Origin of the sequence: Paenibacillus sp. KS-LC4, assembly GCF_036894955.1 — a bacterium.
Classification (GTDB): Bacteria; Bacillota; Bacilli; order Paenibacillales; family Paenibacillaceae; genus Pristimantibacillus.
In genome coordinates this window covers 2,069,849-2,085,240 of record NZ_CP145905.1, presented here as the reverse complement: position 1 = coordinate 2,085,240, position 15,392 = coordinate 2,069,849, and the positions used below count along the sequence as shown (strand labels likewise).

General features: G+C 48.0%; 10 protein-coding genes and 2 pseudogenes. 1 reads left to right on the top strand and 11 read right to left on the bottom strand.

Annotated elements, in window-relative coordinates; genetic code table 11:
• Positions 1-5: 5 nt before the first annotated feature.
• The 3 genes and pseudogenes from V5J77_RS08940 to V5J77_RS08930 form a co-directional block, all read right to left on the bottom strand.
• Positions 6-275 (bottom strand): annotated as a pseudogene (locus tag V5J77_RS08940) (MFS transporter); the annotation flags it as partial.
• A pseudogene (locus tag V5J77_RS08935) lies at positions 271-1,011 on the bottom strand (helix-turn-helix domain-containing protein); the annotation flags it as partial. The pseudogenes V5J77_RS08940 and V5J77_RS08935, both read right to left, overlap by 5 nt.
• An 83-nt stretch (positions 1,012-1,094) precedes the next feature.
• The gene (locus tag V5J77_RS08930) at positions 1,095-2,105 is read right to left on the bottom strand and encodes an alpha/beta fold hydrolase (RefSeq protein ID WP_338555421.1); all 1,011 of its coding nucleotides are present in this window, start codon (positions 2,103-2,105) and stop codon (positions 1,095-1,097) included.
• Positions 2,106-2,234: 129 nt separating this feature from the next.
• Between V5J77_RS08930 and V5J77_RS08925 the strand changes: the two genes are divergently transcribed.
• The gene (locus tag V5J77_RS08925) at positions 2,235-3,131 is read left to right on the top strand and encodes a LysR family transcriptional regulator (protein WP_338555420.1); all 897 of its coding nucleotides are present in this window, start codon (positions 2,235-2,237) and stop codon (positions 3,129-3,131) included.
• Positions 3,132-3,385: 254 nt separating this feature from the next.
• Here the strand turns inward: V5J77_RS08925 and V5J77_RS08920 are convergent, their stop codons facing one another.
• The 8 genes from V5J77_RS08920 to V5J77_RS08885 form a co-directional block, all read right to left on the bottom strand.
• Complete coding sequence (locus V5J77_RS08920) at positions 3,386-4,774, bottom strand: glycoside hydrolase (RefSeq protein WP_338555419.1); 1,389 nt, start codon at positions 4,772-4,774, stop codon at positions 3,386-3,388.
• Positions 4,775-4,802: 28 nt separating this feature from the next.
• Positions 4,803-5,648, bottom strand: coding sequence for a carbohydrate ABC transporter permease (locus V5J77_RS08915; protein ID WP_338555418.1), 846 nt, complete (start codon positions 5,646-5,648; stop codon positions 4,803-4,805).
• Positions 5,641-6,528 carry a sugar ABC transporter permease gene (locus V5J77_RS08910; protein ID WP_338555417.1) on the bottom strand — a complete coding sequence of 296 codons (888 nt, stop codon included), beginning with the start codon at positions 6,526-6,528 and terminating at the stop codon, positions 5,641-5,643. Before V5J77_RS08910 ends, V5J77_RS08915 begins: the two co-directional genes overlap by 8 nt.
• Positions 6,529-6,650: 122 nt before the next feature.
• Entirely contained in the window at positions 6,651-7,946 is a 1,296-nt protein-coding gene (locus V5J77_RS08905) for a sugar ABC transporter substrate-binding protein (RefSeq protein ID WP_338555416.1), read from the bottom strand.
• 110 nt (positions 7,947-8,056) lie between these two features.
• Positions 8,057-9,085 (bottom strand): LacI family DNA-binding transcriptional regulator, encoded by a 1,029-nt coding sequence (locus V5J77_RS08900; protein ID WP_338555415.1) that lies wholly within the window; start codon positions 9,083-9,085, stop codon positions 8,057-8,059.
• A gap of 107 nt (positions 9,086-9,192) precedes the next feature.
• On the bottom strand, positions 9,193-11,103 hold the full coding sequence (locus V5J77_RS08895; protein ID WP_338555414.1) for an RICIN domain-containing protein: 1,911 nt from the start codon (positions 11,101-11,103) through the stop codon (positions 9,193-9,195).
• A gap of 274 nt (positions 11,104-11,377) precedes the next feature.
• Entirely contained in the window at positions 11,378-11,977 is a 600-nt protein-coding gene (locus V5J77_RS08890; protein WP_338555413.1) for a hypothetical protein, read from the bottom strand.
• A gap of 17 nt (positions 11,978-11,994) precedes the next feature.
• Positions 11,995-14,670, bottom strand: a complete 2,676-nt coding sequence (locus tag V5J77_RS08885; RefSeq protein ID WP_338555412.1) for a YhgE/Pip domain-containing protein — start codon at positions 14,668-14,670, stop codon at positions 11,995-11,997.
• Positions 14,671-15,392 lie beyond the last annotated feature (722 nt).

Below are 15,392 nucleotides of genomic sequence, written 5' to 3'. Positions count from 1 at the left end.
CTTTTTTATTTATTAGCCATAGAGGTTCCAATCCCCGCGTTCCTTTTTTTAAATAACAAGATCGCAAGAAATATAGCTATGCATACAGCTGCAAGGCCCAGCCAATGTAAATATTGAACGGAAGTGCAGCTGATGACAAGCCCGCCTAAACCAGATCCCAGCGCAAAACCAAATTGGATGAACGACGTATTTACGCTTAGGGCAATGTCCGGATTTCGAGGCGCTAAAGTAACTAAATATAGCTGCTGGGCAGGGGAAATACTCCACGCTGCCAGGCTCGTTCTCCTTGATCCGATAGTTATTTTCCTCAATCCATTTGGCTAAAACAACACAGGCTCTACTAGCAAAGCTGGAATTCGAATGAAAGGCCATTGTGGCCATCATCGGCTCAGGAGGAAGATGCCTTAGTTGAAAGGGCTCTGGCAATAATAGAGGCTCACAGGTTAAATAATAACCGGCTTCAAATTCAAACTCTTCCTCTTTTCCGTCTATTTCCTTCCACAAAACAACCTGAGGGCCTTGAGCCAATCGGCGAATTTCCTTCGTTAATAATAGATCGCTATTACGATGCAGCTCTGGTATGTCCTCTTCTCTCCCGCACGCTTTCAGAAAAAGAAACAGCCGGGCCCCTTCCTCTTTAATTCTGACTTCTTGTCCTGTTTCGACTTGCCCCTCTCTTTCGATAAGCTGCATACGCTCTTCAATCCGGGCAAGCTTCGCTTGCTCCCTAACGATAATATGCTGGATTTCACCTTTTTTCAGCTTAAACATCCCTTGAATATTTTCCAACGTAATATCTTCGTGGAGCAGCTGCATAATTTGTGGCAATGTGAACCCCAGCTCCTTATAAATAAAAATCCGGTTGAGCTCCAGAAGCTGCTCTGCCGAATAATAACGGTAGCCCGTGCCGTGATCCACTTGTCTTGGCTTTAATATGCCTATCTGATCGTAATAGCGCAAAGTTTTTAAGGATACCTTGCTTAGCCTAGAAAACTCGCTGATCTTAAACAAAATATCACCTCCAATCAATTGCATAATAGGAGTATACAGTTTCCCGTGCAGGGGAAGGTCAAGGGGACGAAAATTGAAAGGCTTTATTGAAGCAAAAAATCTTTTAGACTTTTATCTATAAATTCGGAATCTGGTTTATGCTGTCCAATGCCTGCGCAATGCCCCCACTTTGACTCGATTGGCAAGAAAAGCGCATTCGGCATATGCCGTGCTTCATATTCGTTATCCTGGGGAGGGAAGAAAAGGTCCGTACTTCCCGGCATAACCAGAGCCCGCGCTGTAATCCCGCTTAATGCACGTTTAAAATCGCCGTTATACGTCGGATTAGCACTAATGTCACCGGCGATGCCCGTACGTAACATGGTGATTAGATCATTTGCATCAAAGTCCAAAAACACCTGATCCCAATAATCGACAAGATATTCCTCCAGTGTATCGTATCCCTCCTGCTTATAGAGCTGTTCTCGATAATAAGCCTGAGAGAAGCCCCAGGCTGCATAGATTCGACCCATGGCTGCCAATCCCGCTGTAGGCTTCTGCATATAAAAACCATTGCTCCAAGCAGAATCAGCCTGAAGGCCAGCAATCATTCCTTCAAATACAACCTTTGCATGCGGCCGAGTCATGGCAGTGCCTCCGAAGGGAGCGATTCGTTCCACCATATCGGGATAGCTTGCTCCCCACTGAAACGTCTGTACCGCTCCTAGTGACCAGCCTACAACAAGGGCAATTTTTGTAATGCCAAAATGTTGAGTAACCAGCTGATGCTGCAGCCGCACATTATCATAAATCGAAATCAGTGGAAAATGAGCCTGATGATAAGGCGCTGGCGTATTGCTTGGCGAGGAGGATAGTCCATTACCTAACATATTCGGAACGATGATAAAATACTTTTCTGGGTCCAGTGCCTTGCCATGTCCTATTAGCCATTCATTATCGGTATGTAGACCTGCAAACCAGGTGGGATATACAATTACATTATTTTTTTCCGCATTTAGCGTGCCATAGGTTTTGTAGGCGAGAATGGCATCTGGCAAAGTGTCGCCAGCTTGCAGCAGAACATCCCCCAGTTCATAAATTTCATAATCTCTCATTTCAAAATCTCCTTTTGTTAGCTAAGATTGTCTATCTTTCTTGTCATCACTCTACGACGATGCTATTGTTAAGTCAAAGAAACGTTTCCGAATAGAACGTTCATTTTTTTTGAATCAAGGGGTGAAACGATGGAATTGCGCCAACTGAAAACCTTTCATATGCTGGCTTCCACGCTCAACTTTAGCCGCACTGCAGAAGTACAAAACTATGTTCCTTCAACGGTCACGATGCAGATTAAGTCCTTGGAGGATGAGCTGGGTGTCAAGCTCGTCGATCGCTTGAATAAAAGAGTGACTCTGACCGATTCGGGGAGAAATTTTTTGCGTTATGTAGATAACATATTGAGCACACTTGAAGAAGCGCAGCATGCCCTTAAGCAATCTGGAGAGGTGACGGGTACGGTGGTCATAAGTGCCGATGAAACGTTGTGTACATATTGGCTGCCGGCCATACTTCGCCGATTTCGCTTGAGTTATCCAGGAGTTCGGCTGATTTTCAGACCGCTGGCTAATTCAAACCTCAAACAGAGCTTGCGGGAAGGGGACGCTGACATTATTTTCATGCTGGATGAGAGCAAGGAAGCGACCGGGTTTTGCGGAGAAAAAATGCTGGACGAGCCCTTTTATTTACTGGCAGCACCTGACCACCCTTTGGCTGCACATACAGCACTAGCCATTGAAGATTTTCATGGCGAAACCTTTTTGTTGACGGAGAAGGGCTGCTCCTATCGTACTTTTTTTGAGCGAAGCCTTTCACAGAAGGGCATGGGAGGCATTACCGAATTGGAGTTCAACAGCGCGGAAGCCATTAAACAATGTGCGAAAATAGGAATGGGTATCGCCATATTGCCTGCAATGGCCGTGATCGCAGAAGTGAATCGTGGAGAACTGGTTCCATTACCTTGGGATTTGACCGCCACATCGTTTGCAATCCAAATGTTTTGGCATGAAGAAAAGTGGATTTCGCCAGCGATTGAAGCCTTTTTGAACTTGACCCGAGATATTTCCAATATAAGAAGCAAGTGACTAGGCCGAAACGTAGGGCATGTCTGAAAACCCGTTCAGTGGCCCTTTTCACCGCCTTTCCGCCCCCTGCTTCGTTCCGTTTGCTTGCCGTACCCCCGGTACGCCTTCACAAACGCGCCTTGCATGGAACGAAAATTCGGCAAAATTGGCTGCCCTCAGCGTTCTCAGACACGCCCTAGCCACTTTAGTCCTTTTTTATGAAACGCAATGAATAAACAGCCATTTATAGCTATACTGCCAGCCCAAAATCAAGCTTAAGCCCACGATTTGATACCTGCTCCTGTAATGACAATCGTCGTCACCGACTGCTCCCTGACTTTCAGCTCGATGTGGCTTGCACCTAGCTCGGCTTTCGACTCCTCCAAATTATGCTCGGCTGACGTTCGGTACACTTTAACAGAAGCATCCCTCAGCTCGAAGGCCGACAAATCATATACCAGCTGCTGCTCCGACTGTTCATTGCAGACAACAATCGCAAGCTGCCCGTGCTCAGCATGATAAGCAGCAACCGTGCGCGCGTCAGCAGTCGGAATAATCCGCGAGCCGGGCAAAATAAACCGGCTGAAGTTCGCCATCGCATAATATTGCTTCGTCAGCTCATAGCTCTCATCCCCTCGGAAATCGGCATGGATAAAACCCCAATTATTGTTCGCTCCTTCATCCTCAACCGCCTGCCAATACACCCATGCTGCTGGCTGCAAAATCGACAAATCATGGATTACCCGCTCAGCTAGCTCCATAACACTGCTCATATCCTGATGGTTGTGCGAGCCATCACCGCCTGTGCCATATTCGGACATCCATAGCCGCTTTCCCGCCTTCTGCGCCAGCTCGCGCAGCTGCTCCATCTGGTTTCCGTTATACGTATGGGCATTGATTTGGACAAGGCAGCCGAGCGTCTCCTCGTCATACCCTTCGAGCACCTCCATCATCTCATCCAGACTGTTCTCATCGGGCCCGCTGATTCCCGTATCCGTCATCCCTTTCGCCTGCAAGGCGTCACGTACCTTCTTTATGATCTCAATCTGCTTGTCTATGCTAAAATGGCAGCCCTCCTGTATATTGCCCGTTTTCCACCAGGCGGAGATCGGTTCATTCAGCGGATTCAGCGTCCGGAACGTCACACCCCAGCGCTCCTTATATTGCTTTACAACCTCCGTCAAATAATGGGCAAACGCCTCATAATAATCGTCTTTCAAATTATTTTTCCCATCGGCGGCTCCTGTTACCGAACCGCTCTGCGTCATCCAATAAGGCGGCGAGTTGGAAAATGCTTCCGCAATCGTCACTCCGCGCTGCAAGGCGCCTAACAGTACGGTTCGCTGTCCCTCATCCGCCTCCCAATCCCACACACCCTCTTCGGGCTGAAACCCGGGAACATCTCCGCCCGGGCGCAGCGAATTCGGCTTAATATGCGGATTTTCCCCGCCGCCGATATTATAGCGGACAATATTCAGCCCAAGTCCCCGCTTCGCATGAAATATTAAATCCAGCACTTCATCCAGCTTGGCACGGTCAGACCACTGACCGAGTATATGCCCCCACCAAACGAGCGAAGTACCCCAGCCTTCAAAGCCGTCATATCCTTGCTGTGGATCAATGCCGATTGGAGCTGTCCCCCACTTATCTTGCACTCTGTTCATTTATATTCCCCCATTTCTTCTTGCTTCTTTATTTAATCGCGCTGCTGCCGCCGCTAATATTCGCTTCATAAACAAACCGTTGGCCGAGCATATACACAAGGATCATCGGAATCGTTAAAAACAGCGAAGCAACCATCACCATATTCCAAGGCGGCATTTGTCCGCCCGTTGCTGTACTGATAAGCTGCACACCTAGCGCTAGCGGCGTCTTCTCAGGATCATTAATATAAATGAGCGGCCCCATAAAGCTTCCCCAGTTGTACGTAAAAGAGAAAATCGCGATTGCTGCTAATATGGGCGTCGTCATCGGCAAAATGATTTTCGAATATATACCGAAATGACCTAAACCATCAATCATCGCCGCTTCATCGAGCGACTTCGGAAGCGCCATTACAAACTGACGAATGAGAAACACATTGTAAGCACCTGCGAAAAAGCTCGGTACGATGAGCGGTAAAAAGGTATTCACCCAGCCCAGCTCCTTGAAAATAATAAACTGAGGCACCATCGTTACCTCACTTGGAAGCATCATCGTACTAAGAAGCACAATAAACAATAGCGTGCTGCCCTTCGCTCGAATACGAGCAAAGCCGTACGATACGAAAGAAGCGGAAAAGACGGAGCCGATGACAGTCCACAGCACTAAAATCGTACTATTTTTCAAATAAGTGCCCAAATGATAATCTGTAAAAACCTTCTCAAAATTGCTGAGCTCAAGCTCCTGTGGAAGGAAGGTGAACGCTCCCTTTACCGTCGTTGCGTCACTGGCAAAAGCGGCAGACAGCATATAGACGAACGGAGCAAACAGCAGAAAGCCGAAAACCGCTAAGATCAAGTAAGAAATACTTTTTTCCAGCCTGGAGCGTTTATCCATTTCCTTTCCCCTCCTCATAATGCACCCACAGCGCGGATGATCGGAAAACAAACAATGTCAGCACTAAAATAATGAGGAACAGCATCCAGGCGATTGAGGAGGCATAGCCCATTTTGTAAAATTTGAAGGCGTTCTGGAACAAATAAGGCACGATCATCTGGCTTGCATTATCCGGCCCGCCTTGCGTCACAATGAAAACCTGCGCAAAGGTTTGCAGAGCACCAATAATGCCCGTGACCAGATTGAAGAAAATAATCGGCGTAAGCATCGGAAACGTAATCGCGAAAAAGCTTTGTCCGCTGCTCGCTCCGTCAATCGACGACGCCTCATACAGCTCCTGCGGTATGCCCTTCATGCCCGCCAGCAGCAGTACGATTCCGCCGCCCACTCCCCAGAGCGACATCACGACAAGCGCCGGCTTTACCCAGCTCGCATCTAGCAGCCACTGCGGCCCCTCTAAGCCAAACCAAGCCAGAAAGCGATTAATCAATCCTTCTGTCGGGGCAAACAACTGCTTAAACAGCAAGGAAGCTGCTACAACCGGCACAACTGAAGGCAAATAATAAAGCACCCGAAAAAAAGTAATGCCCCTCAGCTTTTTGTTCAAATAATAAGCGATCCAAAGTGAAAGGATCAACCCCGCCGGTACGGCGATACAGGCATAAAAAAAGGTGTTGCCTACGGCTTTCCAGAAAATCGGATCATCCGTCAATAACGTCACATAATTTTCCAGTCCAATAAAATGCGGGGACTGAAACAGGTCCCAGTCCGTAAAGCTCATATAGATCGAGAATAAAATCGGGCCAAATGTCAGGCCGAGAAAACCAATTAACCAAGGTGAAATAAAAATATAAAACCATTGCCCGTCCTTTTTCCTCATTACATACACCTCCACGTTTACACCGCGCTTTTATGAGGCAGGGACTGACCTAATAACAGCCCATCCGCTGCCGTCAAGCCTGCCGTCTGGAAACCTAGTCCGCTGCTGGCTATTCAGCCCGCTTATTTATAAAGCTTATCTAGTCCCTGCTGGATTTGCTGCACGGTATCGTCGAGGCTCGTTTTATTGAAGAAAAATGGTGCCAGCTTATCGTCAATAATTTTCATCATTTCATTCCATTTTGGATTCAAAGGCTGCTTATACAGCTTGGATTCGCCAAAGGCGTTCATATTTATTTTCTGACCGCCATATTCGGCATTCAGAAAAGCGTCGCTAGCCAGCGCTGCTTTCGTAGCAGGAGCATCTTGCCCGCTCTCAATAATTGGCATTTGCGCCTCCAGAGTCGTCAAGGCAGCGATGACCTTGAACGCTTCCTCCTGATGCGCGGAATCCTTCGTAATCGTCAAGCCGTTGAAGAAGGCATTCGTTTCGCCCCAAACCGGTGAAATATCCCAATTAATGCCTTCAACCTTGGACAAGGAGCCCATATTCCAGAAGCCCGTCGTTTCCATCGCGATTTTGCCTTGAGCGAACAATGGATCTGCGCCAATATTGCCCATATCTGCAATTTCAACCGGAGTTGGCGACGTGCCATATTTGTAATTCATATCATTCAGCAGCTGGAGCGCCTCCCGAACCTGCGGCGTATCAAAGGTCGGCTTATTATTATCGTCAAACAATGACCCGCCGTTCTGATAAACCAGCTGCATCCACTGCGGCCACCACGAGCCCGGGTAGTAGCCCCATTGCACCGTCTTGCCTGCTTCTTTTACAGTCAGCTTCTTAGCAGCCTCCAGCATCTCCTTCTGCGTCCAATCCTTCGACGGGTACGCGACACCCGCTTTGTCGAACAAGTCCTTATTATAAAAAACGACCATCGCGCCTGCACGATCCACCATGCCGTAATGCTTGCCATCGTAGCTCATGAGGCTGGCAACATCTTCGCTGTATGTTTCATTTAGATGAAATTGATTCGCTGTCATTAAATCATCGAGCGGAATAATTTGATTTTTGCTTGCATACACCTGATAGTTTTCCGCAATCATCATAATGTCGGGAGGCGTGCCGCCCGCTATCATCGTCTGTACCTTCTGGTCATACTCGCCTGCTACAAGCAGCACATTGACATTATAGTTTGGATACGTTTTATTCATAATCGCAAGTCGTTTCTCCATCACCTGCTTGTCGCTTTCGGAGCCCCACATCGTTAATGTCAAATCTACCTTCTGATCTGAATGACCGCTGCTGCCTTCGCCGCTCCTCTTCCCGGACGCACCTTCATTGCCACCGCTGCACCCTGATAAAATGCATGCAACTACAAAAATAAATACAAACGCCATCACTAATCTTTGTCTCATTGCTGCCGCCTCCTTATAATAATGAAATGCGTTTCATGTAATGGGTTTCATTTTAATGAAAATAAAAGGCTCGATAGCTTATCGAGCGTTTCCTATTGTCACACCTTCTCCTAGCCCTGCCACTTCCCTGTACTGCTTCGCACGACCAGCCTTGGCTGTAAAATCGTTTGTTTTTTCGGATTTTTATGATTCAATATTAAATTCAGCGTCTCTACTGCAAGCTCCCCAAGCTCTTTCGCATTTTGCGAAACCGTCGTCAATTCCGGTATAACCGCCGTGGACAACGGAGAATCATCGAAGCCGACGATGGATATATCCTCAGGAATACGCAGGCCATACTCTAAAGCTGCCTTAATCGCACCGATCGCTGCGAAATCGTTCACGCACAAAACAGCAGTCGGCCGCTGCGACTGATCCAGCATTTCGCTCATTAATTTCCGGCCGCCCTGCAAGGAAAACTCTCCGGTTTTCATCCAATCCTTGTTCAGCGTCAGCTCATGCTCCCTCAGCTTCTTTTTGACCGCTTTAATTTTGGATTGTGCCGTTGACGTATTTGCCATTCCACCAATAAAACCGATATCTCGGTGCCCGAGATCAATCAGATGCTGCGTGGCTAATGCCGCTCCCGCCTCTTCATCGGTATATATGCGGTGCAGACCGCTTTTCGGCAAATGGCCATTCACCAGTACGATAGGCACAAGCTTTGCCAGCTCAATCACTTCCTGATATAAAGCAGGGGGACAATGGGTCAAATTAATCCGGCCGCCCAGAAAAATAATGCCATCCACACGCTTCTCCCTAAGAATGCTCAAATATTCGGATTCCCGGCTGTATTCTCCGGCTGTATTGCAGAGAAAAAAAGTGTACCCTTTTTCCCTCGCTGCATTTTCCGCCCCCCAGAAAACTTCAGGAAAAAAGGGATTAGTAATGTCCGGCAAAATCATAGCTATCGTGCCCGTTTCTTTTTTTAGCAAACTGCGGGCTAAAGCATTGGGTTGAAACTGATATTTTTCAATGACCTTCATAATTTTCTCTCTCGTGCTCGCTTTAACTGGAGCTGTATCATTAATGACGCGCGAAACGGTTGCAACAGACACATTCGTCTCCCTTGCTATATCGTATATGGTTATGTCCTTCATGGGCTTCCTTCCTTGTCTCAGCTGTTATTAAATCCATAATAACAGATGAACAGCCTTTATGAAACGGATTACATAAAAGCGGTTTATGAACAAGGTTTAAGCCTAAACTATGAAATGATTTGCCATTGCTGGTTGTTTCCATTATTGGACGGCCATTGGATGCTTTGCGCACCATCAAGCAGCGAGCTGCTATTAATATCTAAAAATTTGCCGCTGTTTTGATTGCTTATTTTATAATATCCATTGCCAGTGCTCGTAATTTTCCATTGCTGATTAACTCCGCCATTGTTCGGCCACTGAATATTTAAAGCTCCGTCAGCGACTGAGGAACCATTAATATCCATAAAATCACCGCTTTGACGATTAACGATTATGAAGGAGCCACCACCTACGTTGACGATTTGCCATCTTTGATACGCTGCTCCCGTATCCGTGAACTGCTGAATATTTGCTCCATCCGCGTTTTTATCCGTACCGGCTATCGACAACACTTTTCCACTATTGCGGTTTACAATTTTGTAATCAGCGTTTGGATCAAAGGTGAGCTGTGCAGGCGTTGTATATACGGCGCCAGAAATGACATAGGTCGTGACCGACCTCGGCGCTGCCGTATGCGTAAATTGTTTATTCGCAACCGAGATGCTGAGTGGAGCAAGATTTTCCGTTTGCGATGTCCGTACCGCTTCTCCGCTTCCTACAGCAGTAAAGCCCGACAAATCATACGTAAAGTCCTGCGCCGTTGTCGTATCGTTCGTTGTGACGATGACTAGCTTCTGAGATGCCTCATCATAAGCGGCAAGCGACTTCCCATTATTAATGCCGATCATTTTGTAGCCTTGTTTAATATATTTGCTGTAGTTGCCCATCGCATAATACTTTTTCGTTACAATATAGCCGTTCTCTCCAACGAAATTGGCCTTAATTAGGCCGTAGTTGTTGTCGCCCGCAGAATCCTCAATCGCTTGCCAGTAGTTCCAGCCCGTCGCCTTCAAATCCTTTAAATCCTTCAAAATCGTATTGGAAAGAACCATGCTGGCATCAATATTGTAGCGATCCCCAGTACCGTTATTGCCAAGCTCGGAAATCCACACCTTTTTCCCCTGCTGCGCAGCGAGATTTTTCAGGCCCAGCTCCTGCGCTCTCGTTCCGTAGCTATGCGTATTAATGCGGGAAATTTTTTCTTTCGTTGCGGCATCGTATTGATTATAAGTGCTGAAGGTGCTGTCGATATTGTATTCCTCTGGCCCGCTGATCTTCGTGTAGTTCAGCTCTCCTTCTGTGGACAGCTTATTGTACAGCTCACTAATGATCTGCTGCTGGTTCGCCACATCAAAATGCAGGCCCTCCTGATTGTTTCCGCCAGCCCCATTCGCCTGAACGCCCTTCCACCAAGTCGAGCTCGGCTCATTGAGCGGAGTAACCGTGTTAAAGGTAATATTTTCAGACGTTCTGAAATGCTTGACGACATCGGTTAAATACGCAGCAAAATCATCATAATAATCCGTCTTCAAATTATTGCCGCCATCCGCGCTGCCTGAAGCACAAAGGTTAATCGTCATCCAGTAGGGAGCAGCATTGGCAAATGCCTCGAACGTATTGGCGCCATTCGCCTTCGCTGCTCTCAATACGCTGATCTGATTTTCATCCGCCAGCCAGTTGTAGGCACTCGCTTCCGTTTCCTTGAACCCCGGCATCTCTGCGCCTGGTCTGGCATCCATATGGTTGTGAGCAGGATTTTCCCCGCCGCCGATATTGTATCTGACAATATTAAAGCCTAGACCATTGACCGGATCAAATATTTTATCGACAATTTCATCCTCCATCGTATTGTTCCAGCCCCCAACAACATTACCCCACCAAGCGAGCGAGGTGCCCCAGCCGTCCAACGTCTGATATTGCGTACTTGGATCTACGGAAACCGTTGTTGCGGCATTCGACTTCCCTGTCGTCCAGCTGCCCATTGAACCTGCTAAGCATAGTGCAAGTGTCAGTGGAATAACTTTATTCGGCTTTTTCAAATCCTTCATCTCCCATCATTGTTAGGAATAAACGCCAGTCCTTCAGTTCCCCTCGTTCCATATCCTAATATGTCTCCCCCACGCCAGCAATTATGAAATCCATTTCATGTAACGGGTTTCATAAAAAGAATAAAAACAACCCCGCGCTTTATGTAAGGGGTTTCATTCGATACGCTCTTATTGTATGTAAGGTGGTTGCTGCTGTCAAGAATAAAAAAACGAGATCGTCAGTTGAACAACTGAAGTCTCGTTTCTACGCTCTATTTAAATGGGGCTATTGCATCCCTTTTTTGATAAAAGGCAGCTCGCTTATCGCGATTAAAACATCGCTAACCTCAGCCATAATCGGGCCAAGGCCTGAATCCGACAGCAGAGGAATGCTCCAGTGCTGCTGCGCTGATATTTTAGAAATATGATTTTCACCGCTGGCTTGAATAATCAGCTCCCATTTTATAACCGGAACGTTGGTGTGGCCCATAGACTGGCGAAAAATCGTCAGCAGCTGCTGATTGATTTCATCCGTCATCGTTTGAAAATTTTCCGCTACCTCGAACTCATATTGAATATGCAGCTGTGTACAAGGCTCATCCTTCATAGCATCGTCGGCGGCGCTGCGAAGCACACTGAGGATTGGAGGCTGCATTGCCTCCTCCTCCCGCTCACGCAGTGATTCCGCCGTCAGCACGCTGCTCCATTCAAAAGACATAGAGGCGCTCGTCTGATACGGTTGCTGGTGTGCCCTTGGCGTGCAAAAAAACGAAAACTCGCGATCCAGCGACCTTGTTTCCAGCCGGTTTTTATTTTGATAAATTTGCAGTCCCGCAGTCTGCGCCGCCGCAAGGATTTCTCCCACAAACTGTTCATACGTTTTCATACGTTTCCCCTTAATCTCTAGGCTATAATTTTAGTCTTCTTCGCATTGTCGGACGAGCGCTTAATGATGCTGCTAAGCGGGCGCTTGAGCACGAGGGCAATGAAAAGGCTAATGGCGATAAAGCCGAGCAGGAACAGTACATCCTTCAGCACCGTTTCCCGCAAAATGCCGCCCACCGCTTCGCGCAGCAAGCTAATCGCATACGTAAATGGCATAAACGGATTCAGCGCCTGGAAAAAAGGCGACGTCATGCTGATCGGAAACGTCCCGCCTGAGCTGGAAAATTGAAACACCATAAAAATAATCGCAATTCCCTTGCCCGCATTGCCGAACACTGACAGCAGCGTATACGTAATGGTGACAAATACGACGCTGACGAGCATCGCGAATAATACAAACCACAGCTTATCTGCAACGTATGCGCCTAAAATAAAAAAGTCTCCCAGCGTTACGCATAATGCCTGCAATAGTCCAATCGTTAAAAAGGTGCCAAGGCGCCCCAAATACAGCTGGTAGCCGCGATAGCTTCCACTGGGATTGTCTGCCTCCGAGCGGAGCAGCGAGATAAGCAGCGTGGCTCCTACCCAAAGCGACAGCACGCCGTAAAAGGGCGACATCGCCGAGCCGTAGTTAGGAATCGCATACAGCTGATTTTCCTTAATCAGCACAGGACTTGCTAAAAACTCGCTTTCCTTCTTAATATCTCCGCGCAGCAGCTTCGCAAGCTCAGCAAAGCTATTGTCAGCCTTTACTTCGCGCAGTTTGTCCGCCGCTTTACGAATCGCTTCCTCCAGCTGCGGCAGATCGTCGCGGACAAGTCCGGCAACGCGCTTCACGCTGGCCGTAAGCTCCGGAAGCTGGTATTTGACAAAATCGGCGAGCTTAGCCAGCTCTTTTTCCGCCTCAGGCAAATCGTTCTGAACAAAAGCTGCGGCTGCGTCGATTTTTTTGCCGATAGCAGGCAAATCATTGCGGATAAACGGCGCTGCTGTGTTGATCGCATTTACGAAGGCATCCGTCTTGCTTTGCAAAGTCGTCGCTATTTCATGCACCTTCGTGCGGATTTCCGGCAGCTCTGCTTGAATGCGGAGCAGCTCCTGCTGCCCGAACGTCAGCCCTTCACGCGCAGCCTTGAGCAGCTCCGCGATATCCGGCAGCTTGCTCTTCGCCGTTTGCAGCACATCGGACGCTGCCGCTCCAAGCTGCTGCAATTTGCTCAAGCCTTCGGTAATCGCGGGCACGATTTCGCTGTCGTAATGCTCCAGCACGTAGCCAAGATCGCTGCTCACCTGCTCCGTTACCGCGTGGAGCCGCGCTACAATTTCCTCTGGCGGCGCGGTTCCCCGGTCCATCGCTTCCTTAATGATGCCAAGCAGCTGAGCTTGCGTATTCAGCTTATCTTCAAGACTGCTCAGCCGTCCAATAGTTCCGCCTAGCTGCCCGTCCGGCAAATGGCTGATAATCGTCGACAGCACATTAGTTATGTTGCCGATTACACCTGCTGCCGTACTGAGCCGATCCGAGAGCGCCTGCACCTCCGCCGAAGTCGGCAGCTTGCTAAGATCCGCCTCCTGCAGCCTTGCTGTCAGCAGCTCGGCAGCATCAGCAATTTGCTTGATCAGCAGCAAATTTTGCTTCAAGGTCGGGCTAATGGTTTGAAAGGCATCCTGGCTCGACGCTAAAAAATCGTTCAGTCCATCTGCAAAAGCGATCGCGTCTCCACCCAGCGCTTCAAGCTTCGGCAGCTGCTCCTCAGCCGTCGTCACAATGCCGAGCGCTGTATTCGTTTTATCCAGCGCCGTGTCGACCACCTCGCTCACGCGGTCGAAATGGGCATCGACCTCCTGAATGCGCTGTGCCGCCTTCTGAATTTCAGGAAGCTTCTCCTGAATGACGAGCACCTCTGATGCGGCATCGCTGATTTTCGGCCAATATTGCTGGAGCTTTAACACATATTGCGCAGCAGCATTTATTTCCGGCAGCTTCTGCTGAAGCTCAATTATTTTTTGCGCCTTCTCGTTGATTTCTGGCAGCTTGCCCTCGATATCCAGTACCTTCTGTCCAGCCGCTTCAATTTCAGGCAAATGGCTTTCCAGACTGAAAATACCGTTCTCGACTTTGCGAATGGTCGGCAGCTCCGCTTCAATTTCTACGCCCGCCTCTTTCAATTTCGTCAGTACGGCTTCGCTGACAGCTTCTGTGAAGCCTTCGTTAATTTGCTTCGTAATTGCGGAAACGCCGGAGCCGGTAATTTTCGGCGCAATGGCGTTCACCTTTTCATTGACCGTATAAATGACTTCCGGCCGCTCGATTTTACCTTCGATAATGCCCGTTATTTTGGCTGAGAAGTCGGCTGGTATAAGCAGGCTGGCATAATAGATGCCTTTTTCAACACCAGCCATCGCTTCCTCCTCACCTACGAACGTCCAGCCCAGCTTCTCGTTTTTTTGCAAGCTTGCCACTAGCTCCTGACCGATATTAACGGTCTTGCCTTGAACATCCGCTCCCGCATCGAGGCTCGTGACGGCAATTTTTATACCTTGCGTGTTGCTGTAAGGGTCCCACACCGACTTAATATTGACCCAATCGTACAAGCCAGGGAGCAATATGATTGCTAAAATAAGAAAAATGCCGGTAGGCACCCGTAAAATATGGAGCCAATCTGTTTTATAAATATTCCAAATATTGCGCATGAGTAGACCGCCTTTGCTATGTCGTAAGTAAGTTGAGAGCGGCCTTTGCAACACCTGCGCCCTGCTTGCCGCTAATCAGACCTTAGTTTAGCATTAACAGGGAAAAGAAGAAATATGATGAGCTTTTTTTCGGGGGGAAAAGTGCTTGGAACCTCATAAAAAAAGGGGTATGCACTCGTGGGGAACATTACGGACTACTTCTGTTCATTGTAGAGGGCTTTTTATCGTTATGAGTAGAAGCCCACTCTCTATCATCATGTGCTTTTTGTCGAGACAGACCACTTCGGCCGGGAAGCCGGAGCTCGGGATGTTCACTCCATTTTTCGAGGACTGAGATTCCGCTATTCCAGCTTTTAACCCGATTTTGGACCGTAAGTGGACAGGAAAGCCGTTATGGTCCTCCTCATCCCGTCAAAATAGCATTTGGCAGCGTATTAGCGGCTACTGTATCCGCCACCTCTCCCTTAACCCATAATTCGGTTGAAATAGCGGCTACTGTGTCCGCCAAGCTTCTCTTTATGCCTTGTACCGCTATCTATTCGTTCAACAAATCAAGCGAATCATCAAAAGATCGATTAGCTTCTAGGTGAACATAACGAAGCAATGCCACTAAGTCAGCTAATCGCTTTTCATTTGAATCATAACAACGGTCAGGACGAAGGCGCTTTATTTTAATTGCTTCATAGATTAACCCATGCCATTGCTGAGGAATATCTGTGATT

What these genes read in the sequence shown, in the direction of transcription:
- V5J77_RS08915 (WP_338555418.1), bottom strand. Translation starts at nt 5,648, where the DNA reads ATGGATAAACGCTCCAGGCTGGAAAAAAGTATTTCTTACTTGATCTTA.
- V5J77_RS08890 (WP_338555413.1), bottom strand. Translation starts at nt 11,977, where the DNA reads ATGAAAACGTATGAACAGTTTGTGGGAGAAATCCTTGCGGCGGCGCAG.
- V5J77_RS08920 (WP_338555419.1), bottom strand. Translation starts at nt 4,774, where the DNA reads ATGAACAGAGTGCAAGATAAGTGGGGGACAGCTCCAATCGGCATTGAT.
- V5J77_RS08910 (WP_338555417.1), bottom strand. Translation starts at nt 6,528, where the DNA reads ATGAGGAAAAAGGACGGGCAATGGTTTTATATTTTTATTTCACCTTGG.
- V5J77_RS08930 (WP_338555421.1), bottom strand. Translation starts at nt 2,105, where the DNA reads ATGAGAGATTATGAAATTTATGAACTGGGGGATGTTCTGCTGCAAGCT.
- V5J77_RS08905 (WP_338555416.1), bottom strand. Translation starts at nt 7,946, where the DNA reads ATGAGACAAAGATTAGTGATGGCGTTTGTATTTATTTTTGTAGTTGCA.
- V5J77_RS08900 (WP_338555415.1), bottom strand. Translation starts at nt 9,085, where the DNA reads ATGAAGGACATAACCATATACGATATAGCAAGGGAGACGAATGTGTCT.
- V5J77_RS08925 (WP_338555420.1), top strand. Translation starts at nt 2,235, where the DNA reads ATGGAATTGCGCCAACTGAAAACCTTTCATATGCTGGCTTCCACGCTC.
- V5J77_RS08885 (WP_338555412.1), bottom strand. Translation starts at nt 14,670, where the DNA reads ATGCGCAATATTTGGAATATTTATAAAACAGATTGGCTCCATATTTTA.